Source organism: Streptomyces sp. NPDC005775 (assembly GCF_042871565.1).
GTDB lineage: Bacteria > Actinomycetota > Actinomycetes > Streptomycetales > Streptomycetaceae > Streptomyces.
Map to the genome: position 1 here is coordinate 380,978 of NZ_JBIAIU010000005.1, position 21,786 is coordinate 402,763.

At 72.1% G+C, this 21,786-nt stretch carries 17 protein-coding genes; 8 read left to right on the forward strand and 9 right to left on the reverse strand.

Annotation, left to right across the window (positions count from 1 at the left end; all coding sequences use genetic code 11):
* Positions 1–2: 2 nt before the first annotated feature.
* Positions 3–1,658, reverse strand: a complete 1,656-nt coding sequence (locus tag ACFYPA_RS15215) for a protein kinase (protein WP_389132080.1) — start codon at positions 1,656–1,658, stop codon at positions 3–5.
* A gap of 319 nt (positions 1,659–1,977) precedes the next feature.
* On the opposite strand from ACFYPA_RS15215, the gene ACFYPA_RS15220 reads away from it, so the two are divergent.
* The 6 genes from ACFYPA_RS15220 to ACFYPA_RS15245 all read left to right on the forward strand — a co-directional run bounded on the left by ACFYPA_RS15220 (position 1,978) and on the right by ACFYPA_RS15245 (position 9,863).
* A complete protein-coding gene (locus ACFYPA_RS15220) occupies positions 1,978–3,633 on the forward strand; it encodes a protein kinase (RefSeq protein ID WP_359082527.1) in 1,656 nt (551 codons plus the stop codon).
* A gap of 902 nt (positions 3,634–4,535) precedes the next feature.
* Entirely contained in the window at positions 4,536–4,781 is a 246-nt protein-coding gene (locus tag ACFYPA_RS15225; RefSeq protein WP_359082528.1) for a hypothetical protein, read from the forward strand.
* Positions 4,782–4,877: 96 nt separating this feature from the next.
* On the forward strand, positions 4,878–5,489 hold the full coding sequence (locus tag ACFYPA_RS15230; RefSeq protein WP_359082529.1) for a PadR family transcriptional regulator: 612 nt from the start codon (positions 4,878–4,880) through the stop codon (positions 5,487–5,489).
* An 83-nt stretch (positions 5,490–5,572) separates the two neighbouring features.
* Complete coding sequence (locus ACFYPA_RS15235) at positions 5,573–6,346, forward strand: ABC transporter ATP-binding protein (RefSeq protein ID WP_359312831.1); 774 nt, start codon at positions 5,573–5,575, stop codon at positions 6,344–6,346.
* On the forward strand, positions 6,343–9,183 hold the full coding sequence (locus ACFYPA_RS15240) for an ABC transporter permease (RefSeq protein ID WP_359312834.1): 2,841 nt from the start codon (positions 6,343–6,345) through the stop codon (positions 9,181–9,183). The genes ACFYPA_RS15235 and ACFYPA_RS15240 overlap by 4 nt, the downstream gene beginning before the upstream one ends.
* Positions 9,184–9,314: 131 nt before the next feature.
* Positions 9,315–9,863: a bacterial proteasome activator family protein gene (locus ACFYPA_RS15245; RefSeq protein ID WP_359082532.1), complete on the forward strand. Its 549-nt coding sequence runs from the start codon at positions 9,315–9,317 to the stop codon at positions 9,861–9,863.
* Between the two features lie 106 nt (positions 9,864–9,969).
* Here ACFYPA_RS15245 and ACFYPA_RS15250 read toward each other — a convergent pair whose 3' ends face one another.
* The 7 genes from ACFYPA_RS15250 to pdhA form a co-directional block, all read right to left on the reverse strand.
* Complete coding sequence (locus ACFYPA_RS15250) at positions 9,970–10,959, reverse strand: NAD(P)H-quinone oxidoreductase (RefSeq protein WP_359312837.1); 990 nt, start codon at positions 10,957–10,959, stop codon at positions 9,970–9,972.
* Positions 10,960–11,134: 175 nt separating this feature from the next.
* Complete coding sequence (locus ACFYPA_RS15255) at positions 11,135–12,208, reverse strand: potassium channel family protein (protein ID WP_359082708.1); 1,074 nt, start codon at positions 12,206–12,208, stop codon at positions 11,135–11,137.
* Between the two features lie 20 nt (positions 12,209–12,228).
* A complete protein-coding gene (locus ACFYPA_RS15260; protein WP_389132086.1) occupies positions 12,229–13,842 on the reverse strand; it encodes a molybdopterin molybdotransferase MoeA in 1,614 nt (537 codons plus the stop codon).
* Positions 13,839–14,687 carry an NTP transferase domain-containing protein gene (locus ACFYPA_RS15265; protein WP_389132087.1) on the reverse strand — a complete coding sequence of 283 codons (849 nt, stop codon included), beginning with the start codon at positions 14,685–14,687 and terminating at the stop codon, positions 13,839–13,841. The genes ACFYPA_RS15260 and ACFYPA_RS15265 overlap by 4 nt, the downstream gene beginning before the upstream one ends.
* 224 nt (positions 14,688–14,911) lie before the next feature.
* Complete coding sequence (locus tag ACFYPA_RS15270; protein WP_389132089.1) at positions 14,912–16,279, reverse strand: dihydrolipoamide acetyltransferase family protein; 1,368 nt, start codon at positions 16,277–16,279, stop codon at positions 14,912–14,914.
* A complete protein-coding gene (locus tag ACFYPA_RS15275) occupies positions 16,279–17,310 on the reverse strand; it encodes an alpha-ketoacid dehydrogenase subunit beta (RefSeq protein ID WP_359082537.1) in 1,032 nt (343 codons plus the stop codon). Before ACFYPA_RS15275 ends, ACFYPA_RS15270 begins: the two co-directional genes overlap by 1 nt.
* On the reverse strand, positions 17,307–18,479 hold the full coding sequence (gene pdhA / locus ACFYPA_RS15280) for a pyruvate dehydrogenase (acetyl-transferring) E1 component subunit alpha (RefSeq protein WP_359082538.1): 1,173 nt from the start codon (positions 18,477–18,479) through the stop codon (positions 17,307–17,309). The genes ACFYPA_RS15275 and pdhA overlap by 4 nt, the downstream gene beginning before the upstream one ends.
* Before the next feature lie 262 nt (positions 18,480–18,741).
* Between pdhA and ACFYPA_RS15285 the strand changes: the two genes are divergently transcribed.
* On the forward strand, positions 18,742–19,248 hold the full coding sequence (locus ACFYPA_RS15285) for an Lrp/AsnC family transcriptional regulator (RefSeq protein ID WP_389132153.1): 507 nt from the start codon (positions 18,742–18,744) through the stop codon (positions 19,246–19,248).
* Between the two features lie 30 nt (positions 19,249–19,278).
* Here the strand turns inward: ACFYPA_RS15285 and ACFYPA_RS15290 are convergent, their stop codons facing one another.
* Positions 19,279–19,872: a TetR/AcrR family transcriptional regulator gene (locus ACFYPA_RS15290; RefSeq protein WP_359082540.1), complete on the reverse strand. Its 594-nt coding sequence runs from the start codon at positions 19,870–19,872 to the stop codon at positions 19,279–19,281.
* 153 nt (positions 19,873–20,025) lie between these two features.
* Between ACFYPA_RS15290 and paaN the strand changes: the two genes are divergently transcribed.
* Positions 20,026–21,726, forward strand: coding sequence for a phenylacetic acid degradation protein PaaN (gene paaN, locus ACFYPA_RS15295; protein WP_359348710.1), 1,701 nt, complete (start codon positions 20,026–20,028; stop codon positions 21,724–21,726).
* Positions 21,727–21,786 lie beyond the last annotated feature (60 nt).

Sequence of the window (21,786 nt, forward strand, 5' to 3'; positions counted from 1 at the left end):
GGCTACTGGCCGGTCGTCCCGGTGTTGCCCGCGGTGGTCCCGGCGACGTCCGTACCGGCGTTCGCACCGGTAGACGTGCCGGTGGTCGTGCCGGGCCCCGCGTTCGTACCGGCGTCCGCCCCCTCGTCCGCTCCCGCGGCCGCGCCCTCGTCCGCGCCGGCGTCCGTACCCGCGTCGGTGTTGCCCTCGCTCGTGTTGCCCTCGTTGGCGTTGCCCTCAGTCGTGCCGGACGTGGCCGTCTCGCTGGGCGCCGTGTCCGAGGGCGTCGGGTCGGCCGTCTCGCTCGGGGTGTACGACGGGGTGTACCTGGGCCGCTCCGGCGTCTCCTGCTGATCACCGGTGGAGTTGCCCGGCTGTTCGGTGTCCCGCGTCGTCTCCTCATCGGTCGGCGAAGCCGAAGTCTCCGTCGGGGAAGGGCTGCTGGACGTCGAGGTGACCGGCGCCTTCGGCTTCTCGCCGCCGCCGCTCGCCGCGTTGACCGCGATGGCGACACCCGCGCCGATCGCGATCAGCGCGAGCACGACGAACAGCCAGAGCTTGCCCCGGCCGCTGCCGCCCTGCCGGGTGCTGCCGCCGTCGTATCCGCCGTCGTCCGGGTTCATCGGCGGGAGGATCGGGCCCTGCGAGGTGTCCCCGTGCTGCTGGTAGCCCCCCATCGCGCGGGTGGCACCGGTCATGCCCCTGGGCGGGGTGCCCGAGCCGTCGTTCAGCACGACCGGGCCGGTGTTCCACGTACCGGTGTGACCGCCCTGCACCTGAAGCATCTGCAGGCTGTACTGGACCAGCCCGCGCATCTCCTCGGCGCTCTGGAACCGGTCGTCCGGGTCCTTCGCGAGCGACCGCATGACGAGCCCGTCGAGCTCCGGCGGCACCGCCCCGTTCGAGATCTCCGACGGCGGTACCGGAATGTCCTGAACATGCTGATACACCACGGAAAGTGGCGTTTCGCCGGTGAACGGGGGTCGCAGCGCGAGGAGTTCGTACAGCAGACAGCCGGTGGCGTACAGGTCGGAGCGGTGGTCGACGGCCTTGCCCAGTGCCTGCTCGGGCGAGAGGTACTGCGGCGTGCCCATGACCATGCCGGTCTGGGTCATCGTCGACTGCGCCCCGTGCAGCGCACGGGCGATGCCGAAGTCCATCACCTTCACCGCACCGGAGTGCGTGATGATCACGTTCGCGGGCTTGATGTCCCGGTGCACGATCCCGTGCTGGTGCGAGTAGGCGAGCGCCTCCAGCACCCCGGAGACGATGATCAACGCCTGCTCGGGAGGCGGGGCCTCGGCGTTGAGCAGCAGGTCACGGATGGTGCGGCCCTCGACCAGCTCCATGACGATGTACGGAACGGTCTGGCCGTTCACGGTGTCCTCGCCGGAGTCGTACACCGCCACGACCGCATGGTGGTTGAGACCGGCGACCGACTGCGCCTCGCGCGTGAACCGGGCCTTGGAGACCGGGTCCTCGGCAAGATCGGAGCGCAGCAGTTTCACGGCGACGGTACGTCCCAGCCGGACGTCCTCCGCCGCGAACACCTCGGCCATACCGCCCCGGCCGAGGCGGCCGCTCAGCCGGTAACGTCCGTCCCCGACCACACCGCCGATGCCCCAGGAGTCGGTGCCATCCGGAACTCCGCCGCCGTTTGCTTCGGGTTCGGGTGCCATCAGTCCTCGCCGTCGTTTCTGTCCGCGCGTCCGCGGGTTCTCACGGTGCGTCGGGCTCTTTCGCTCGAAAGGCCCTTGCTGCATTGCCACGTCACGCTACAGCCTCCGCCGGACACACCGTTTCCGAGAGGGACGGGCCATCCAACCGGCCGACGTACCCCTCGCGCAAATCCGATGGGGTTCCTGTAACGCTTCCGAGACGCTTCTTGTGCGTACGGTCACGGAACGGGCACCCGGCTTGACGTGTCGTACCCCTCGGGCAGACTTGGCCAGTAATACGGATCTTCGCGCGGTCGCGCGCCCTAGGGGGAAGCAAGTCATGAGCCAGGACGGCGCACAGCGTGCCCAGGGTCGCTACGCGGGCGGTTCGGTCGCCGGCGGCCGTTACCAGCTGCGTGACCTGCTGGGCGAAGGCGGGATGGCGTCCGTGTATCTGGCGTACGACTCCGCCCTCGACCGGCAGGTCGCGATCAAGACGCTCCACACGGAGCTCGGCCGCGAGCAGTCCTTCCGCGAGCGGTTCCGGCGCGAGGCGCAGGCGGTCGCCAAGCTCCAGCACACCAACATCGTCTCCGTCTTCGACACCGGCGAGGACGAACTCGGCGGCGCGCTGATGCCGTACATCGTCATGGAGTACGTCGAGGGGCAGCCGCTCGGCTCCGTCCTCCAGGCAGACATCCGCAGCCACGGCGCGATGCCCGCCGACAAGGCGCTCAAGGTGACGGCCGACGTGCTGGCCGCGCTGGACACCAGCCACGAGATGGGCCTGGTCCACCGCGACATCAAGCCCGGCAACGTGATGGTGACCAAGCGCGGCATCGTGAAGGTCATGGACTTCGGCATCGCCCGCGCCATGCAGTCGGGCGTCACGTCGATGACGCAGACCGGCATGGTCGTCGGCACCCCGCAGTACCTCTCCCCCGAACAGGCCCTGGGCCGTGGTGTGGACGCGCGCTCCGACCTGTACTCGGTCGGCATCATGCTGTTCCAGCTGCTGACCGGCCGCATCCCCTTCGACGCGGACTCCCCGCTCGCCATCGCGTACGCGCATGTGCAGGAGGAGCCCGTCGCCCCGTCCACCATCAACCGGTCGATCACCCCGGCGATGGACGCGCTCGTGGCCCGCGCACTGAAGAAGAATCCGAACGAGCGCTTCCCGAGCGCCGCCGCGATGCAGGACGAGATCGCGCGCGTGCTGAGCGCGAGCGGCCAGACCGGCGCCCCGGCGATCGTCGCCGGTGCGGGCGCACCGGCGAACAGCGGTTCGGGCGTCGGGTCGGCGGTCTTCCCTCCGGTCGACCAGTCCACCCCCGCGCCGCAGAACGTCCAGACGCCGTACCAGCCGGGCCCCTACCAGTCGCAGCAGCAGCCGGGCCCGTACGGTGTGCCGGCGCAGACGCCCGCCCCGGCGCCGAGCTACGGCTATCCGCAGTCGGCCCCGGCGTACCAGACGCCGGCGGCGATGTCGCCGATGCATCAGCAGACCCCGCCGCAGTACTCGATCTCGGCTCAGACGCACGCCCCGTCCTCGGGCGGCGGCTCCAAGCGGAACATGCCGGTGATCGTGGGCTCGATCGTGGTCGCCCTGATCGCGGTCGGCGGACTGATCACCGCGCTCGCGCTGCAGGACGACGACTCGGGCAAGGGCGGTACCGAAGCCTCGTCGAGCGAGTCCCCGGCCGGTGACCACAAGGATCCGGAGCGGAACCGGACGATGAAGACCGAGGCCTGCACGGACGCGAACGAGAACATCGACGACCCGAACAAGGTCGACGCTCCGAGCTTCCTCTACAAGGACATCCTCTCGGCGCGTGCGTGCACGGACGCCGCGGGCTGGACCGTCAAGATCATCAAGGTTCCCGGCAACGCCTACGCGGAGGACCAGATCGTCGACCAGTTCCCCACTCCGGGAGCTGCCGTGTCCGAGACGGGCGCCCACTTCGAGCTGCGCATCGCGACGGGCGACCCGGCGTAGCGGCCCGGCGTAGCGACCCGTCAGGCCCATGGGCCATTGGTGCTGGGTCGTCGGCGCTGGGTCGTCGGTGCTGGGTCGTCGGTGCTGGGTCGTCGGTGCTGGGTCGTCGGCGCCGGGTCGTCGGCGCTGGGTCGTCGGCCATCAACCATCGGCCATCCGTCCGGATTACCTGAGATGCCGGACATATCGTCACATGTGACGCTAACTGCATGGCTTCAGGACATCTCGCCGCACGGCCCTCACGGGGCGTGGCCTGCCTGGCATTGACGGCAGCCGCGACACTGGGGGCCATGGCGGTCGGGGAGGCGCAGGCGGCCCCCGGCCGGGGTACGGCGGCGGGCGCGCCACGGGCGACGGCGCCTTCCTGGGCGCCGCAGGCTCCTGGGGCGCCTTGGACGCCTTGGACGCCGCAGGCTCCTGGGGCTGCTTGGGCTCCTGTAGCTTCCCGGCCTCCTTTGGCTCCCGCGGCCCCTCCGGCCCCTTTGGCCCCTCCGGCCCCTCCGGCCCCTTTGGCTCCTTGGGCTCCTTGGGCTCCGCTCCCGTCCGGTTCGCCGTCCGCACCGGCGCCCCCGCTGTCGTCGGTGCCGCCGTCCTTGGCGCCGTCTTTGGCGCCGTCTTTGGCGCCGTCCGTGGCGCCGTCCGTGGCGCCGTCCGCCGCGTCCCCTTCCGCTTCGCGCCCCGCCGCGTCCGCCGACCCGTCGACCACGCCCGCGCCCGCACCCGCGCATCCCGCGCCGCCGCACCCCGCCGCACCCTCCGCCTCGGCCTCCGCCTCCTCGCCCACCCCCTCCGCCTCCTCCGCCTCACCGTCGCCGCATGCCGGATCGCCTCGCCCGGTCGACGCCCAGTCGCCGCTGGCCGGTCGGCCCGCCGGGGCGGGGCGGCCTCGCCCCGGGCGGACGATGACGCCCGAGGAGCTCGCCCGCGCCGACGCGCTGGAAGAGGCCGCGGAGGAGGCGACCGAGCCCGCCGCCGTACCGGCCCTCACTCCGTACGCGAGCACGTCCCCCGGAACCGGCCGCATGACGCGGCAAGCCCTTGAGGGGCCGGCCGTCGAGCAGGTCAAGCAGGTGTCGCTCGGGGCGGGAATCGCCCTGGTCGGGCTGGGTCTCGGCTTCCTCGGCCTCCGCATGCGCCGCGCCGGCTGAGCACTCCCCGATCGCCACGCGGGACAAGCGCCGATCACCGCAGCCCCGGGCCCGCATGACTTGCGCTGAGCAACATACTCGGTATACATACTCAGTATGTCGATCCGCCACGGGCTCCTGGCCCTCCTGGAACGCGGGCCTCGTTACGGCTCCCAGCTCCGCACCGAATTCGAGTCGCGCACCGGCTCCACCTGGCCACTCAACGTCGGCCAGGTGTACACGACCCTGAGCAGACTGGAGCGCGACGGCCTGGTCGTCCAGGACGGCGAGGACGACCAGGGGCACGCCCTCTACTCGATCAGCGACGACGGACGCACGGAGCTGCGCGCCTGGTTCGAGACACCGGTCGACCGCAGCAGCCCGCCCCGCGACGAGCTGGCCATCAAGCTCGCCATGGCCGTCGGCGCCCCCGGAGTCGACATCCGGGCCGTCATCCAGTCCCAGCGCCACCACACGGTGAAGGCGATGCAGGACTACACCCGCCTCAAGGCGCAGGCCCTCACCGACGTACCCACCAACCGCGACGAGGTCGCCTGGCTGCTCGTACTGGAACAGCTGATCTTCCAGGCCGAGGCCGAGGCCCGCTGGCTGGACCACTGCGAGTCCCGCCTGGTCCGTCTCGCCGAGGCCGCCGCCACGGAGCCCGAGCCGAGCACGTCGCCGCGCACCACGCCCCGTGCCGCCTCCCGGCCCCGCGCACGCCGCTGAGCCCACGCCGCACCGCTCAGCCACGGGCCCCGCTGCCCGCAGCACACCGACCACAGAACTGTTCCGAGGGGGAACCCACCGTCATGTCCCCGAACGTCCCGTCCCCGGCTCCGTCCGCTCCGCCTCTGCCCGTGGACGCCCCGGTGCTCGAACTCCGCAACCTCACCCGCACCCATGGCAGCGGCATCGCCGAGGTGCACGCCCTGCGCGGGATCAACCTCGCCGTGCACCCCGGTGAGCTCGTCGCCGTGATGGGCCCCTCCGGCTCGGGCAAGTCCACCCTGCTGACCCTCGCGGGCGGACTCGACAACGCGACCAGCGGGCAGATCGTCATCGAGGGCCAGGACATCTCCACGCTCGGCCGCAAGGGCATCGCCGCTCTGCGCCGCCGCAGCGTCGGGTACGTCTTCCAGGACTACAACCTCATCCCCGCGCTGACCGCCGCCGAGAACATCGCCCTGCCGCGCGAACTCGACGGGGTCTCGGTCCGCAAGGCGCGCAAGGAGGCCCGGGCCGCGCTGGAGGAGATGAAACTCCTGGACGTCGCCGACCGCTTCCCGGACGAGATGTCCGGCGGCCAGCAGCAGCGCGTCGCGATCGCCCGCGCGCTGGTGGGGGACCGGCGCCTGGTGCTCGCCGACGAACCGACCGGGGCCCTCGACTCCGAAACCGGCGAGACCGTCCTCGCGCTGCTCCGCAACCGCTGCGACCAGGGCGCCGCCGGGGTGATGGTGACGCACGAACCTCGGTACGCCGCCTGGGCGGACCGGGTGGTCTTCCTGCGCGACGGTTCGATCGTCGACCAGACCCTGGCCGTCGGAGCCGACTCGCTGCTGGCCGCCGGGAGCGCCGAGTGAGCCCCTTCACGGGGTGGCGCGCCGCCCTCCGCATAGCCCGCCGCGACGCCATGCGGGCGAAGGGCCGCAGCGCCCTGGTGGTCGCGATGATCGCGCTGCCCGTGCTCGGTGTGACGGCCGCGGACATCACGTACCGCAGTGTCGACTCCACCGAGGCCGAGCAGCTGACGGCCCGGATGGGCTCGGCCGACGCGCTGTTCAGCGACCCGGGCATGGGGCCGCTGCAGCAGATGCCCGACGGCAACGGCTACGACATCGCCGGTGACGAGGCACCCGAGGGGGAGGTCCCGCCGGTCGACATGCGTACCGCCTTCCCCAGGGGCGCGCGGGCGATCAGCACCCAGTCCGTGCCCGCGAGCGTCACGACGGCGTACGGGCTCACCAACACCGAGATCGTGGAGTTCCGCACCTCGGACCCGATGGCCCGCGGCAAGATCGACCTGGTCGAGGGCGCGTTCCCGCGCGGTAGCGGTGAGATGGCGGCCACCAAGCCGTTCCTCGACTCGTCCGGGCTGCACATCGGATCCCGCACCACCGTGAACAGCGCCGGCCGGACGTACACCATCACCGCTGTGGTCGAGGAGCCCGCCGATCTGAAGGCGCAGCACCTGTACGCCGATCCGGGCGCCGTCATCGCCCCGTGGCGGGCCGCGGCCGACCGCGACAAGAAGGTGCTGCCGCCCAACACCGGCTCGACCGAGTGGCTGGTCTCGGGCTCCGGCACGGCGGGCATCGGCTGGGGCGACGTGCTCGCGGCCAACAAGGCCGGCGCCCTCGTCGTGTCCCGCCAGGTGGTCCTGGACCCGCCGCCGGACTCCGAGGTCCCGATGGCACAGTCGGAGAACCGCTACTACTCGGACGACTCCGCCGAGGCGAGCGCGGCCCTCGTCACCGTGGTCGCCATGGCCCTCCTGGAGATCGTCCTGCTCGCCGGACCGGCCTTCGCCGTCGGTGCGCGCCGCTCGCGCCGTCAGCTGGGACTCGTCGGCACCTGCGGCGGTGACCGGCGCCACGTGCGCGCCGTGGTGCTCTCCGGCGGGCTGGTGCTGGGCGCCATCGGGGCGGTGACCGGCGTCGCGGCCGGGCTGCTGCTCACGATGGCGTGCCGGCCGCTGATCGAGGACTGGGCCGGGCAACGCTTCGGTTCCCTGCTCCTGAAGCCGGTGGAGCTCCTCGTCATCGCCGCGCTCGGGCTCGTCACGGGTCTCCTCGCGGCCCTGGCCCCGGCGATCGTGGCCGCCCGGCAGTCCGTACTGGAGTCGCTCACGGGCCGGCGCGGTGTGCGCCGCGGCTCCCGGGTGCTGCCCACCGTGGGCGCCTGTGTGCTGGCCCTCGGCGTCGCCATCGCCGTCTTCGGCGGTACCGGCGGCAACACCACCCTGGTCGCCGGCGGCTCGGTCGTCGCCGAGCTCGGCCTGCTGGCCTGCATTCCGGTGATCGTCGGCCTGCTGGGCCGGCTCGGCCGCAGGCTGCCGCTCTCGCCGCGGATGGCGCTGCGCGATGCCGCCCGCAACCGCGGCCGCACCGCCCCGGCGGTCGCCGCCGTGATGGCGGCCGTCGCGGGTTCGGTGGCCATCGCGACGTACATGTCCAGCAGCCTGGCCGAGTCCGACCAGGACTACATGCCCATGCTGTCCCGGGGGACCATGGTCCTGTCGTCCGCCGACGCCGAGACGGCCGAGCGCCTCCCGCTGGCCCGGGCGTCCGTCGAGCGGAACATGACGGTGACCGGCGGTCACGCCGACTTCTCCCGGGTCTGGGCAGGCAGCGACTGCAACGTCTACTACGAGGACGAGAACAGCTGCGGCAGCATGGAGCTGGTCAAGCCCACCGGTGAGGGCCACACGTGCCCGCTCAACACGAAGGGCGCCAAGGAGCTCGCCGCGCGGCTCTCCTCGGAGGAGCACCGCCGGATGATGCGCTCCCCCGCCTGCATGGACGAGTACCTCTCCTCGGGCAGTTTCAGTTCCGAGTCGAACATCGTGGTGGGCGGCCCGGACCTGCTCCGCACCTACGCGAAGCTCGACGACCCCGCGGCCGCCGAGGCGCTGAAGGCCGGCACCCCCGTCCTCCTGAACCAGGCGTACGCGAAGGACGGCGAGGTCACGCTCAAGACCGTCCACACGTACAACGCCAAGGACGAGAAGAACCGCAAGCTGCACCCCGGCCCGGCCCGCACGTCCACGGACCGGCTGAAGGTGTACGTCGCGGACGCCGAGTACGCCGCCACCCCCGGCATCCGCATGATCCTGCCCCAGCGGGCCGCCGAGCGGCTCGGCCTCCACACCCAGCCGTCCGGCAGTGTCTACGCCGTCCCCCACCCGCCCACGGACGCCGAGGAACAGCGCGTCTCGGCCGCCATCGACCAGGCAGGCGGCGGGCTCTGGCTCCAGACCGAACGCGGCCCCGGTGACCGGCAGAGCACCATCCTGCTGATCCTCACCCTGTTCGCCGGCGTGGTGACCCTGGGTGCGGCTGCCATCACCACCGGCCTCGCCAAGGCCGACGCGGAGGCCGACCTCACCACCCTGAGCGCGGTCGGCGCGCCCCCGCGGGTGCGGCGCTCCCTCTCCGGATTCCAGTGCCTGGTGGTGGCGCTCACCGGAGTGCTGCTGGGCACCGCGGCGGGGCTGGTGCCCGCCGTGGCGCTGCGCCTGGTCGATCTGCGGAAGGCGATGGAGGCGATGCGGAAGGAGCCCATGGAGTCCGCCTTCACGCCGATCGTGCTGCCCTGGGAGACCATCGGGCTGCTGGCCGTGGTCGTTCCGCTGCTGGCCGGGGTGCTGGCGGCGGCGCTCACCCGCTCCCGGCTGAAACTGGCCCGGCGCGCCGGATGAATCGGCGGGAGGCGGCGACGGCGGCCTGACCGGCGGCTTCGGCACACATCCGGTGCCCCCGGAAACGGTGGATCATCCGTTTCCGGGGGCACCACACTGTTGTACGGCGCGTGTGCGAGACAATGGGCGGCATGGAGATGCCGAGGAATGAACGGTCGCAGGAGCACCCCCAAGTCCTCGTGGTGGGGCAGGACGGAATGGCGATCGGCGGCGGTGGCACTGACGACGAGTCGCGGGAGGTCCCGGTGACGGAGATGGTCGAACAGCCCGCGAAGGTCATGCGCATCGGCAGCATGATCAAGCAACTCCTGGAGGAGGTCAGGGCGGCTCCTCTCGACGAGGCGAGCCGCGTGCGCCTGAAGGAGATCCACGCCAGTTCCGTCAAGGAGCTGGAGGACGGCCTCGCGCCGGAGCTGGTGGAGGAACTGGAGCGGCTCTCGCTGCCGTTCACCGAGGAGTCGGTTCCCTCCGAGGCGGAACTGCGGATCGCGCAGGCCCAGTTGGTCGGGTGGCTGGAGGGCCTCTTCCACGGCATCCAGACCGCGCTGTTCGCCCAGCAGATGGCCGCCCGGGCCCAGCTGGAGCAGATGCGTCGCGCGCTGCCTCCCGGCAGCGTTCACGAGGAGGAGGACGGCGGCGCGGACCCGCACGGGCCACTCCGCTCCGGCCCGTACCTGTAGGCCTGCCCGCACCCTTCCCGTCCCCGTCGATCCACCCGATTACGCGAAAGGGCCCGGCACTCGTGTGCCGGGCCCTTCGCACGTGCCGGGGCCTCGCGGGGCGGGATCAGGCCGTTGCGTGCGTCTGGAGGAGCACCTTGCCGACGTGGGTGCTGGACTCCATCACCCGGTGCGCCTCTGCCGCGTCCCGCATCGGCAGCACGCGGTCCACGATCGGCCGGACGACACCGTCGGCGATCAGCGGCCAGACGTGCTCGCGTACGGCGGCGACGATCGCGGCCTTCTCGGCGAGCGGGCGGCCGCGCAGCGATGTCGCCGTGACGGCGGCCCGCTTGTTCAGCAGGGCGCCGAGGTTCAGCTCGCCCTTCGCGCCGCCCTGGAGACCGATGATCGCGAGCCGTCCGTTGACGGCGAGCGCCTGCACGTTCCGGTCCAGGTACTTCGCTCCGATGATGTCGAGGATGACGTCGGCACCCGCCCCGTCCGTCGCCTTGCGGACCTCCTCGACGAAGTCCTGCTCCCGGTAGTCGATCAGGATGTCGGCGCCGAGCTCGGCGCAGCGCGCCAGCTTCTCGGGTCCGCCGGCGGTCACGGCCACCTGGGCACCGACCGCCTTGGCGAGCTGGATCGCCATCGTGCCGATGCCACTGGACCCGCCGTGCACCAACAGCGTCTCGGTGGGGCGCAGGTGGGCCACCATGAACACGTTGGACCAGACGGTGGACGTCACTTCGGGCAGCGCCGCGGCGAGCGTGAGGTCCAGCCCCTCCGGTACGGGGAGCAACTGGCCCGCGGGGACGGCGACCTTCTCCGCGTAGCCGCCGCCCGCGAGGAGCCCGCACACCTCGTCGCCGACCGACCAGCCGACGACACCGGGGCCGAGGGCCGAGATGCGGCCCGCGCACTCCAGACCCGGGTAGGGGGAGGCCCCGGACGGCGGGTTGTAGAAGCCCTGCCGCTGGAGCACGTCGGCCCGGTTGACCGCGCTGGACACGACATCGACGAGGACTTCACCCTCGCCGGGTACGGGATCGGGCACCTCGGCCCATACGAGCGCCTCGGGGCCACCGGGTTCGGGGATCGTGATCGCATACATGGCCGCGAGGCTACTCCGTGGACGGTGGACGGCCACGCTGTGCGGTGGTGCGGCGCGCGACGGTCGATGTTCGGGGCGGGGGCCGGCCCGCCCCGAGGCGACGCGGGGCGGGCGGCGTGGGGGTGGCGGCCGGCCCGCTCCGCGGCCACGCGGAGCGGTCGGTGGTTCGCCTCGGTCAGGCGCGCGGGGCTGTCTGCGGCGGGTGGTTGACCGGCGGGTCGTTGGAGACGCGCACGATGGTGATCAGCCGGTCCGTCAGTTGCAGCGGGCTCGCCGCGGGATCGTCGTACCCGAGCAGCCGGTGCCCGCGCAGGACGTTGACCACGAGATCGTCGGTCTCGCGGACGTTCTTGCCCACCTCGGCCTTTATCACCGGCCGTTCGACCAGGTCGAGACCGCTGCCCTGCTGGATCAGGTCCTCCATCACCGTGCCCGCGCTGGGGCTGAGCACGGAGAGCCCGAGCAGCCGGCCTGCCGCGCTGGCGCTGGTGATCACGGCGTCGGCGCCGGACTGACGGAGCAGTGGAGCGTTCTCCTCCTCGCGCACCGCGGCGACGATCTTCGCGCCACGATTGAGCTGGCGCGCGGTCAGTGCGACCAGAACCGCCGTGTCGTCGCGCTGGGTGGCGATGATGATCTGACGCGCTTTCTGCAGCTCGGCCCGCAGAAGCACATCGCTGCGCGTCGCGTCCCCGAGTACGCCGGTGAAGCCCTCGGCGTTGGCGACCTCTATCACCTTGGACGCCGGGTCGACGATGACGATCTGGTCCTTCCGCAGCCCGGTGGCGCAGAGGGTCTGGATCGCCGAACGGCCCTTCGTACCGAAGCCGACGACGACGGTGTGGTCACGCAAGTTGGATCTCCAACGCTTCAGCCGGAAGTCCTCGCGGGTCCGTTCCGTGAGGACCTCGAGGGTGGTGCCGACCAGGATGATGAGGAAGAGGACGCGCAGCGGTGTCACGAACAGCACGTTCACGAGCCGGGCGCTGTCGCTGTACGGGGTGATGTCGCCGTATCCGGTGGTGGAGAGCGTGACCGTGGCGTAGTACACCGCGTCCAGCAGGTCGACCTTGCCGTCAGCCGCGTCGTGGTAGCCGTCGCGGTCGAGCCAGACGATCAGCACCGTGACGGCAAGCACCATCAGAGCCATGATCAGCCGCTTGGCGACCTGACGGGCCGGGCCGTCGACGACCCGGCGCGGGAGCATCACCCGGGTGGGGACGACCTGTTCGTCGGCCCGTCTGGCCATCGCGTCATGGCCGGGAAGTTTCACGTGAAACACCCTTCAGTCCACGGCGTAGCCGGGGCCCACGGTAGATCGAGGATCTCCACCTCGGTGCCGGACCGTACCCCGCCCGGCTCCACAACAGCCAGCCCGTCCGCGGCGGCGACGCCGCGCAGCATGGCAGGACCGTTGTAATGCAGGGGTACGACGTGATCCACGCCCCCACCGGTTCCCGCGCTGCCGGGGTGAGTCGCGGCATCAAAGGGGCCGGAATCAGGGGCACCCCCTGCTCGGTGGACCACGGGGACCAGACGGGTGTCGTGCGGGTGGCCGTGCACGTCGTCGCGTATGGCCACCCGGTAGGGGTCCTCGGCGGTTCGGCCCGCCAGCTCCCTGAGCAGCGGCTCGGCCAGGGTGAGCAGGCCCGACACCGCGGCGAGCGGATTGCCGGGCAGGCCGACGAGATACGGGCCCCGGGCGCCGAGCCGGGCCAGCAGCATGGGGTGGCCGGGGCGCACGGCGACCCCGTCGACGAGCAGCTCGGCACCGATCTGGGCCAGAACGGGGTGCACATGGTCGACGGGCCCGGCGGCGGTGCCGCCGGTGGTGACGATCAGGTCGGCCTCGGAACCGGTGATCGCCTGCCGGAGGGCCTCCGCGTCGTCGCCGAGGCGGCGGGGTGCGGAGACGTCAGCGCCCAGAGCACGCAGCCAGGGACCGATCATCGGGCCGAGTGCGTCGCGGATCAGCCCGTCGTGCGGCAGCCCGGCCGTGAGGAGTTCGTCGCCCAGGACGAGGACGTCGACGCGCGGCCGGGGCCGGGCCGGCAGAGCGTCGTAACCGGCGGCTGCGGCGAGTCCCAGGACCGCGGGCGTCACCAGCGTTCCGGCGGGCAGGAGCTGGTCGCCCGAACGGCATTCCTGGCCGCGCGGCCTGATGTCCTGGCCGGGATGCACCTGACGCTGCGCGTGCAGCAGCCCCTTGGACTCGTCGGCGTGCGCGTGTTCGCTGCGGATGACCGCGGTGACGTCCGCCGGAATCCGCGCTCCCGTGGCGATGCGGACGGCGTCGCCGTCGGGGAGCGGGACGGGGGCGGCGTGACCTGCGAGGATCCCCTCGTCGGCACGGATGGTCCACGGCCCCGGACCGGCGACGGCCCAGCCGTCCATGGCGGAGGTATCAAAGGACGGCAGGTCGGTGAGCGCGGCGAGCGGCTCGGCGAGCACCTGCCCGAGCGCCTGGTCGAGGGGAAGCCGCACCGTACACGGAGGAACGGCTCGCCCGGCCCTGGCGGCCACGGCACGAGCCTCGGCCCACGGGGTCGCACGGGCGTGCGGCCGGCCGTGGGGGGCGGGCTGGTCCCGGTGGGGTGCGGCGGAGCGCTCGGCCCTGTGGGGCGAGGAGGCGGCCTCACCGGTCCGGCCCGGGTTCGTCGCCTGGGCGTCGTCGGCATGGTTCCGGGAGCGGTCCGAGGCGCGGGGCCCGGGTCGCGCGCCCGCGTCGGCCCCCGGCGGCGGCTGTCGGCCGACCAGAGCGAGGGCCTGCGCCACGGCCCGCTCCTCTTCGGCCTCGGCGTCGACAGCGCTGTTGCGGTCCTTGGCCAACGGGAGCCCGCCCGGGCCCGGCGGCCGCTGGGCCCCGCCGCTGTCGCCCGTCATGGCGTCTCGGCCTCGTCCGCCCACCGGAGGGCGAGCGCGGCCGCCTTCGAGGCGGCCTCGGCCACTGCCTCCGGGCCGCCGCCGTCGCCGCTCGCCTTCGCCGCCGCGTAGCCGACCAGGAAGGTCGTCAGGGGCGCGGCGGGGCGGGCGACGCCGTGGGCGGCGTCGCGGGCGAGGTCGAGGAGGACGCCGGTGTCGACGTCGAGTTCGATGCCCAGTTCGTTCTTGACTGCGGTGACCCATTCATCCAGCACGGTCCCATGCTCCCTGATCCGGGCCCGGGCCGAAGCGATGTCCTCCCAGGTGTCGCAGTCAAAGGAGGCCAGGGGGTCCGCCGCCACCCTGGAAAGCTTCAGTTCGTGGGTGAGCAACCGCAGGGGCAGACCCGCCAGACTGCCGTGCTCGGTGGCGATGAGAGCCAGTTCCCGCCGCAGCGGCTCCGCGCGGTAGACGGCGACCAGCGGCTGGTCCCGGCCGTCCGGGTCGGTGCAGACAGCACCCTCGACACCCCTCCGACCGGCCGCGTCCAGCAACGCGCCCACCGTGTCCGCGCCCAGGAACGGCAGATCGGCGGAGAGCACGAGCACGTGCTCAGCCGCGGTGTGCCGCACCCCCGCACCGAGCGCGGCCAACGGGCCGCCGCCCTGCGGCTCTTCGCGCGTCCAGGTCACCGCGCGCGCGGTGGGCCGCCGTCCCCCCACCACCACAGTGGCCCCGGCGCCGGCGCACGCACCGAGCACCCGGTCGAGCAGCGCGCGGCCGCCGACCCGGACCCCGGGCTTGTCGGCACCGCCGAGCCGCTTGGCGGCTCCTCCGGCGAGAACGATGGCGTCATACGCGGTCATGCCCCGAGTATGCGTGCCCCACCGTCCGCTGGATCCTCCCGGTCCACGTTCCCGTGGATCACCGGTCCCCGTGGGTCACCGCTCCCGTGGGTCACCGCTCCCCGGTCCGGCCCGGAACGGAACAGGCACTGGAACGGGGAGCGGGGAGTACCGGGAGGAACCGCCGAACGACAACGCCCACCCTGCGACGCCCTGTCCGGAACGCCGCGGCTATGACGCCCTGGCTACAACGTCCGCAGCAGTACCGCCGGCTGTTCCACGCAGTCGGCCACGTAGCGCAGGAAGCCTCCCGCCGTACCGCCGTCGCAGACCCGGTGGTCGAAGGTCAGCGAGAGCTGGACGACGCGTCGCACGGCCAGTTCGCCCTCGTGCACCCACGGCTTGGGGACGATCCGGCCGACGCCGAGCATCGCCGCCTCCGGGTGGTTGATGATCGGCGTCGATCCGTCGACCCCGAACACGCCGTAGTTGTTGAGCGTGAACGTGCCGCCGGTCAGCTCCGCCGGTGTCAGCGACCCGGTCCTCGCCGCCTCGGTCAGCCGGGCGATCTCCGCCCCGACCGACTCCGCGTTGCGCGTCTGCGCGTCCCGGATGACCGGGACGACCAGTCCGCGCTCGGTCTGCGCGGCGAACCCGAGATGGACCTCCGGCAGCCGCACGATCTCGCGCGCCTCCATGTCCACCGTGGAGTTGAGTTCGGGGTACCGGGCCAGGGCCGCCGTGCAGATACGGGCAAGCAGGGCCAGCACCGACACCTTGGGACCGGCACCGTTCATCGCCGCCCTGGCCGCCATCAGCTCGGTGGCATCGGCGTCCACCCAGCACGTGGCGTCGGGGATCTCACGCCGGCTGCGTGCCAGCTTGTCGGCGACAGCGCCCCGTACACCGCGGAGCGGAATCCGCTCTCCGGCAGGACCCGTCGAGGCCCCGGCCGTCACCGCGGGCCGCACCACCTGAGAAGACGGCGCTGATGACGCTGCTGACATCGGTGACGTCGATGCCGCCGCCGGCACCGACCGGATGGCGGACTCGACATCGGCGCGCAGAATCAGCCCGTCGGGCCCGGACCCCGCGAGCTGCCGCAGATCCAGGTCATGCTGCCGCGCGAGCTTGCGCACCAGCGGGGAGACGACGGCGACAGGTCCGGGTGCGACGGCAGCAGGGGCGGGGACCGCGGCGGGAGCCGAAAGGCCCTCCGGCCGGACCCGCCGACGCCGCACAGGCGGTGCCCCGGTCCCGTACCCCACCAGCACGTTCCCGGACCCGGACGGCTCCGCCCCAGCAGCCGCTCCGGAGGCCGGCCCCGCACCGGAGCCGGATCCCGTCATCGTCCCCGACGGTTCCGCGGTCCCGACGGCGACGGTCAGCAGCGGCGCCCCGACGGGGAGTTCGCCCCCCTCCTCGCCGAACCGTGCGGTCACCACGCCCCCGTACGGGCACGGCACCTCCACCATCGCCTTGGCCGTCTCGACCTCGACGACCGGCTGATCGATGGCGACGACATCGCCGACCTCCACCAGCCAGCGCACGATCTCCGCCTCGGTCAGCCCCTCGCCGAGATCCGGCAGCTTGAATTCGAGTACCTGCGGCATCAGTTCTCCGCCTCCCACTGCAGTCGTGCGACGGCGTCGAGCACCCGGTCCACGCCCGGCAGGTGGTGGCGCTCCTGCATCGGCGGCGGATACGGGATGTCGAAACCGGCGACGCGCAGCACCGGCGCCTCCAGGTGGTGGAAGCAGCGCTCGGTGATGCGGGCGGCGATCTCGCCGCCGGGCCCGCCGAAGCCGGTGGACTCGTGGACGACGACCGCACGGCCGGTGCGCCGCACGGACGCGGCGACGGTCTCGTCGTCGAACGGCACCAGCGAGCGCAGGTCGACGACTTCGAGGTCCCAGCCCTCCTCGACGGCGGCCTGCGCCGCCTCCAGGCAGACCGGCAGCGACGGTCCGTACGTGATCAGCGTCGCGCTGCGTCCGGGGCGGCGCACGACCGCCCGCCCGATCGGTTCGACGGCGGCCGGTGCCTGCGGCGACCAGTCCGCCTTCGACCAGTAGAGCCGCTTGGGCTCCAGGAAGACCACCGGGTCGTCGGACGCGATCGAGGCCCTCAGCAGCCCGTACGCGTCCTCGACCGTGGCGGGCGTGACGACGTGGAGACCCGGGGTCGCCATGTAGTACGCCTCCGAGGAGTCGCTGTGGTGCTCGACGCCGCCGATGCCGCCGCCGTACGGAACACGGACCGTGATCGGCAGCGGCATCGCGCCCCCGGTCCGGTTCCGCATCTTGGCCACGTGGCTGATGAGCTGCTCGAACGCCGGATAGGCGAAGGCGTCGAACTGCATCTCCACCACGGGGCGCAGCCCGTACATCGCCATGCCGACGGCCGCCCCGAGGATGCCGGCCTCCGCCAGCGGGGTGTCCGTGCACCGCTCGTCGCCGAACTCCTTCGCCAAGCCGTCGGTGATCCTGAAGACGCCACCGAGCGTCCCTACGTCCTCGCCGAGGACGTGCACCGACGGGTCCTCGGCCATCGAGTCGCGCAGAGCGCGCCCCAGTGCCTGGGCCATGGTGGCGGGCTTGGCCTTCGCCGTCCGCTCTCCGGCCGTGGCCGCTGCGGTGGTCATCGCCCTGCACCCCTGTCGTCCGTGCTCTGCTGGTCGGGCTGATCGTGCTCCGCGTCCAGCTCGACCCTGAGCCGGGCCGCCTGCTCGCGCAGCTGTGTCGTCTGCTCCGCGTAGACATGGGCGAAGAGATCCATCGGGTCGAGCACCGGGTCCGCGTTCATCCGGTCCCTGAGCTGCGCCGCCATCTGCTCCGCCGCCACGCGCGCCTCCTCGATGCCGTCGTCGTCGAGCAGGCCGCGTCCGGTCAGCTCGCGCTCCAGGAGCTGGACCGGATCGTGGGCCCGCCATGCCTCGACCTCGCTGTCCCCGCGGTAGCGCGTGGCGTCGTCGGCGTTCGTGTGCGCGTCCATGCGGTAGGTGACGGCCTCCACGAGCGTCGGGCCGCCGCCGCTCCTCGCCCGCGCCACGGCCTCGGAGAGCACCTGGTGCACGGCGGCGGCGTCGTTGCCGTCGACCAGCCGGCCGGGCATCCCGTACCCCACGGCCTTGTGGGCGAGGGACGGTGCCGCGGTCTGCTTGGCCAGGGGGACGGAGATGGCGAAGCCGTTGTTCTGGACGAGGAAGACGACCGGGGCCCGCCAGACGGCCGCGAAGTTCAGCGCCTCGTGGAAATCGCCCTCACTGGTGCCGCCGTCACCGACCATGGCGAGCGCCACCACGTCGTCCCCCTTCAGCCGCGCCGCGTGGGCCAGGCCCACGGCATGCGGCAACTGGGTGGCGAGCGGGGTGCACAGGGGCGCGATGCGGTGCTCGCGCGGGTCGTACCCGGTGTGCCGGTCGCCGCGCAGCAGGGTCAGGGCCTCGACCGGGTCCAGTCCCCGCGCCACGGCCGCGAGTGTGTCGCGGTAGCTGGGGAAGAGCCAGTCCCGCTCCTCCAGCACCAGGGCGGCCGCGATCTCGCAGGCCTCCTGCCCGGTGCTCGACGGATAGACGGCGAGCCGGCCCTGCTTGGTGAGCGCCGTCGCCTGTGCGTTGTACCGCCGGCCGCGCACGAGCTGGGCGTAGAGCCGCAGCAGCAGCTCGGGGTCCGCGTCGGCCACGGCGTCCGTACCGAGCACGCGGTACGGCTCGGGGTCCGGGAGCAGGGGCGCGGGATCGGTGAGCGGCTTCCAGGCCGGGGGCGGCGTGGGCCGGTAGGCGGCCGCGCCGGGCAGCTCTTGGACCGTCATGACAAGCACCTCCTGGCGTCGAGGGGTATCGAGCGACATCTGGCGGCACCGGGGTGCCCGGTGCCGAGGGGTGTTGATATGTGTCGAAACAGCGAAAGCCGTGCGAGGCGCCACATGTGGTGCGTCTCACCTACCGATTGTTCGGTCGCGAGCGCATTTTGGCTACAGGCACCGTCAGCCTGTGGACAAACGGTTCTCCACAGCCTGGGATGGGGACAGGTCGTCCAGGACGGGGAGGCACGGGAACATGGCAGCTGAACAAATGGCCGAGGGGGGCGAGGAGCCCGGCCGGATTCCCCCGGCACGCCCGCTCGACTCCATCGACCTCGCCATCCTCCGACTGCTCCAGACGGACGGCCGCGCCTCGATACGGTCGGTGGCCGACCGCGTCCACGTATCGCGGGCCAACGCCTACGCCCGGATCAACCGGCTCATCGAGGACGGCGTGATCCGCGGCTTCAGCGCACGGGTGAACCATGAGCGTGCGGGGCAGGGCGCCTCCGCGTACATCACGCTCAAGATCGTCCAGAATTCCTGGCGCACCGTGCGGGAGCAGCTCCAGGCGCTGCCCGGAGCGACGCACATCGCGCTGGTCAGCGGCGATTTCGACGTACTGCTGCTGGTGCACACCCCGGACAACCGGTCGCTGCGCGAGCTGGTCCTGACCAGGATCCAGGCCATTCCGGAGGTGCTGTCCACGCGTACCCTGCTGGTGTTCGAGGAGACGGACCTGGCCCCGGGCTCCGACCGGCCCCCGGAACTCACCTGAGCGGGTATGCCCCGACCGTCGGCCGTCGGCTCAGCGGCTGGACTTCATACCGTCGAACGCCAGCTGCACGACGGTGTCGGCGAGCCGCTCGCCCTCCGCGCCGCCGTCCGGCAGCGGACGGAACCACTCCACGAGCGAATTGACCATCCCGAACAGCAGCCGCGTCGCAAGCCGTATGTCCACGTCGGAGCGGAGGTCACCGTCCGCGACCGCCGCCTTGAGCAGGTCGGCCACGCGCTGGTCGAACTCGCGCCGCCGCTCCAGGGCCCAGCGCTCGGTCTTCGTGTTGCCCCGCACGCGCAGCAGCAGCGTGACGTAGGGCAGTTCGGCTATCAGCACCTCGACGGTGCGACGCGTGACGTATTCGACGCGCTCGATCGCACGGCCCCGCGTCGCGCCCGGCTCGTCGAGGATGCCGAAGAGCCCGTCCAGCGCCCGGCTCACCGCCCGCCGCAGCAGTTCTTCCTTGCCGGCGACATGGTGGTAGATGGACGATTTCGAGATACCCGCCGCCTTCGACAGGTGCTCCATCGAGGTGCCGTCGTAGCCTCGCTCGTTGAAGACACGGACAGCGACGGTGAGCAGAGTCTCCGGGGTATACGTGTCCCGCTTGGCCGTGGTCATGCCCGCGATCCTCCCCTACGAGTCGGACCGACCGGCAAATGGGGGGCGGGTCTTATCCACAGGTTTCGTGGGCCCCCTTGTCCCGACCGATCGTTCGGTTACTCTAACTCTGTCCGCCCGTCCCTGCCCAGCTCGATGAGGAGTTGGTCCGTCATGGCCGCCGAGCTCTCCCCGCACCAGCTGTCCGAGAAGCACCGCCCCACGCTCGACCGGGCCCTCGACGCGATCCGTACGCGTGCCTACTGGTCGCCGCATCCCGAGCACCCGAAGGCGTACGGCGAGGGTGGCGCGCCCGGCAGTCTGGGCGCCGCCGAGGGCAAGGCGGCCTTCGACGCCGTGCTGCACACCCGCCTGGACCTGGACCAGCCGGGAACCGACGGCTGGACGGGCGGCGAGATCTCTCCGTACGGTCCGGAGCTGGCCGTCGAGTATCCGCACGCCGATCTCGACGTGCTGCTTCCGGCGATGCGCGCGGCCATCCCCGCCTGGCGCGAGGCCGGCCCGGAGACCAGGGCCCTGGTCTGCCTGGAGATCCTGGCGCGGATCAGCGCCCGCACCCATGAGTTCGGCCACGCGGTGATGCACACCAGCGGGCAGGCCTTCATGATGGCGTTCCAGGCTGGCGGCCCGCACGCCCAGGACCGCGGCCTGGAGGCGGTGGCGTATGCGTACGAGGAGCAGATGCGCGCGCCCCGGACCGCCGACTGGTCCAAGCCGCAGGGCAAGCGCGATCCGATCGACCTGCACAAGACGTTCACCGCGGCCGGACGCGGCATCTCACTGCTGATCGGCTGCAACACCTTCCCCACCTGGAACGGCTACCCGGGCCTCTTCGCCTCCCTCGCCACAGGCAACCCGGTCCTGGTCAAGCCGCACCCCCGGGCGGTTCTCCCGCTGGCCCTCACCGTTCAGCTGGCACGTGAGGTGCTCGTCGAAGCGGGCTTCGACCCCAACCTGGTCGCCCTGGCCGCCGAGCGTCCGGGCGAGGGCATCGCCAAGACCCTGGCGGTCCGCCCGGAGATCAGGATCATCGACTACACCGGCTCCACCGCGTTCGGTGACTGGCTGGAGGCCAACGCCCGCCAGGCGCAGGTGTACACGGAGAAGGCCGGGGTCAACACGATCGTCCTCGACTCCACGGACGACTACCGCGGCATGCTGGGGAACCTGGCGTTCTCGTTCTCCCTCTACAGCGGCCAGATGTGCACCACCCCGCAGAACCTCCTGATCCCCCGGGACGGCATCACGACGGACGTCGGCGACAAGTCGTACGACGACGTGGTCACCGACATCGCCGCCGCCGTCACCGGACTCCTGGGCGACGACGCCCGGGCGAACGGCCTGCTCGGCGCCCTGGTCAACCCCGACGTGAGGGCCCGCCTGGAGTCGGCCGCGCAACTGGGTGAGGTGGCTCTGCCGTCGCGGGAGGTGACCCATCCCGACTTCCCCGAGGCGGTCGTGCGTACGCCGCTGATCGTCAAGCTCGACGGCAGCAAGCCGGACGAGGACGCGCCCTACCTCTCGGAGTGCTTCGGCCCGGTCTCGTTCGCGGTCGCGGTCGATTCGACGGCGGACGCGGTGGAGCTGCTGCGTCGCACCATCCGCGACAAGGGGGCGATGACGGTCGGCGCCTACACCACCTCACCGGAGGTGGAACGCGCGGTGGAGGACGTCTGCCTGGACGAGTCGGCCCAGCTCTCTCTCAATCTGACCGGCGGGGTGTACGTCAACCAGACGGCGGCCTTCTCCGACTTCCACGGCTCGGGAGGGAACCCGGCGGCGAACGCGGCACTGTGCGACGGCGCTTTCGTCTCCAACCGCTTCCGCACGGTAGAAGTCCGCCGCCAACGCTGACACCCCTCGGGGGCGGAGCCCCCGCTCACGTCACGGGAAAGGGGCGGGCAGGGGACGAGC

Coding starts and splice junctions, on each gene's coding strand:
- paaN (WP_359348710.1), top strand. CDS start 20,026: ATGGCCGCCGAGCTCTCCCCGCACCAGCTGTCCGAGAAGCACCGCCCC.
- ACFYPA_RS15270 (WP_389132089.1), bottom strand. CDS start 16,279: ATGCCGCAGGTACTCGAATTCAAGCTGCCGGATCTCGGCGAGGGGCTG.
- ACFYPA_RS15245 (WP_359082532.1), top strand. CDS start 9,315: ATGGAGATGCCGAGGAATGAACGGTCGCAGGAGCACCCCCAAGTCCTC.
- ACFYPA_RS15265 (WP_389132087.1), bottom strand. CDS start 14,687: ATGACCGCGTATGACGCCATCGTTCTCGCCGGAGGAGCCGCCAAGCGG.
- ACFYPA_RS15255 (WP_359082708.1), bottom strand. CDS start 12,208: ATGGCCAGACGGGCCGACGAACAGGTCGTCCCCACCCGGGTGATGCTC.
- ACFYPA_RS15215 (WP_389132080.1), bottom strand. CDS start 1,658: ATGGCACCCGAACCCGAAGCAAACGGCGGCGGAGTTCCGGATGGCACC.
- ACFYPA_RS15220 (WP_359082527.1), top strand. CDS start 1,978: ATGAGCCAGGACGGCGCACAGCGTGCCCAGGGTCGCTACGCGGGCGGT.
- ACFYPA_RS15260 (WP_389132086.1), bottom strand. CDS start 13,842: ATGACGGGCGACAGCGGCGGGGCCCAGCGGCCGCCGGGCCCGGGCGGG.
- ACFYPA_RS15230 (WP_359082529.1), top strand. CDS start 4,878: ATGTCGATCCGCCACGGGCTCCTGGCCCTCCTGGAACGCGGGCCTCGT.
- ACFYPA_RS15225 (WP_359082528.1), top strand. CDS start 4,536: ATGACGCCCGAGGAGCTCGCCCGCGCCGACGCGCTGGAAGAGGCCGCG.
- ACFYPA_RS15250 (WP_359312837.1), bottom strand. CDS start 10,959: ATGTATGCGATCACGATCCCCGAACCCGGTGGCCCCGAGGCGCTCGTA.
- ACFYPA_RS15275 (WP_359082537.1), bottom strand. CDS start 17,310: ATGACCACCGCAGCGGCCACGGCCGGAGAGCGGACGGCGAAGGCCAAG.
- pdhA (WP_359082538.1), bottom strand. CDS start 18,479: ATGACGGTCCAAGAGCTGCCCGGCGCGGCCGCCTACCGGCCCACGCCG.
- ACFYPA_RS15290 (WP_359082540.1), bottom strand. CDS start 19,872: ATGACCACGGCCAAGCGGGACACGTATACCCCGGAGACTCTGCTCACC.
- ACFYPA_RS15285 (WP_389132153.1), top strand. CDS start 18,742: ATGGCCGAGGGGGGCGAGGAGCCCGGCCGGATTCCCCCGGCACGCCCG.
- ACFYPA_RS15235 (WP_359312831.1), top strand. CDS start 5,573: ATGTCCCCGAACGTCCCGTCCCCGGCTCCGTCCGCTCCGCCTCTGCCC.